Origin of the sequence: Roseospira marina, assembly GCF_014197855.1 — a bacterium.
GTDB classification, from domain to species: Bacteria; Pseudomonadota; Alphaproteobacteria; order Rhodospirillales; family Rhodospirillaceae; genus Rhodospira; species Rhodospira marina.
Genome location: NZ_JACIGJ010000054.1, coordinates 1 through 1199 on the forward strand (window position 1 = coordinate 1; position 1199 = coordinate 1199).

Genomic DNA, 1199 nt, shown 5'->3' on the forward strand with positions numbered 1-1199 from the left:
CGCGTGGTCCAGGCGATCGGCGGCTGGGACAACGCCATCCTCGGCGTGATCATCACCATGAACGCGGGGCTGATCGGCTCCGTGGTGATGCTTGGGGCGAAGCTGGTGAGTCTCGCAAGCTCCGCCCTGCCGGCGGTCATCGCGGGCGTGCGCGCCCTGAGTGTCGCCCTGATGACCAACCCCATTCTCGCCGTCCTCGGGGCCATCGCGTTCGGCGCCTACGCGATCTATGCCAACTGGGACCAGATCGGGGCGTGGTTCACCGCGAAGATGGACGCCGTACGCGCCGCCTTCGACCGGGGGCTCGGGTCGGGCCTGTGGGAACTCCTGAAGCGGTTCAACCCCGCGCGCGTGATTTGGGAGGCGTGGGACGGCCTGTTTCAATGGCTGTTCGGGGTCGACCTGTCCGGGCTGGCGACCCGCTGGTTCGGCCCGGTCCTGGACGCCGCCGGCGGGCTCGTCGACGCACTGATGGGACCCCTGGACGATGTACGCGCGGCCTTCGACCGAGGCCTCGGGGCGGGCCTGTGGGAGGCGCTGAAGAAGATCAGCCCGTGGGCCTTGGTGGGCCGCGCCTGGGACGGCCTGTTCCAATGGCTGTTCAGCATCGACTTGTCCGGGCTGGCGGAGCGGTTGTTCGCCCCGGTGCGGGACGCCCTCGACGACCTGATGGGGGGCGTACGCAAACTGTGGGACTCGCTGCCGAACGTGTTCGGGGACGGGGACGACGGGGCCGGGGACGACGAAACGCCCGCGGATCCCGACACCGCCGCGTCGTCGCCCCGTCCGGGGCTCTTGGCGGGCATCCCCTCCTACGGGGGCGACCGTCCGTCCTTCGTCCTGCCCGCCAACGACGACACACCGCCGCTGCACATCATCGAGACCGGCCCGGGGGTGGCCGCCGCCGCCGAAGCGGCCGGGGCAACCACCACCGTGGACTCCCACGACACCTACCAGATCACGGTGAACGCCCCGCCCGGCCTGGACGCGCACGAGGTCGCCCGCCTGGTCCGCGCCGAGCTGGACGCCCGCGACGCCGAACGCCGCTCTGCCGCCCGCGCGCACCTGTACGACGGAGTGCGATAAATGCCTTTGATGACGTTGGGCCTGTTCACGTTCCAGACCGACACCGTGCCGTTCGCGGACATGGCGCGGGACAGCGCGTGGCGTTGGGCGTCGCAGGACCGCGCGGGGGCCGC

Annotated in this window: 1 protein-coding gene; it reads left to right on the forward strand. The window is 71.1% G+C overall.

Features of this window, described 5'->3' with window-relative positions:
• The coding region (locus tag GGD82_RS20760) for a phage tail tape measure protein (protein WP_211364863.1) at window positions 1-1086 on the forward strand (1086 nt) is incomplete at its 5' end.
• Window positions 1087-1199: the final 113 nt, after the last annotated feature.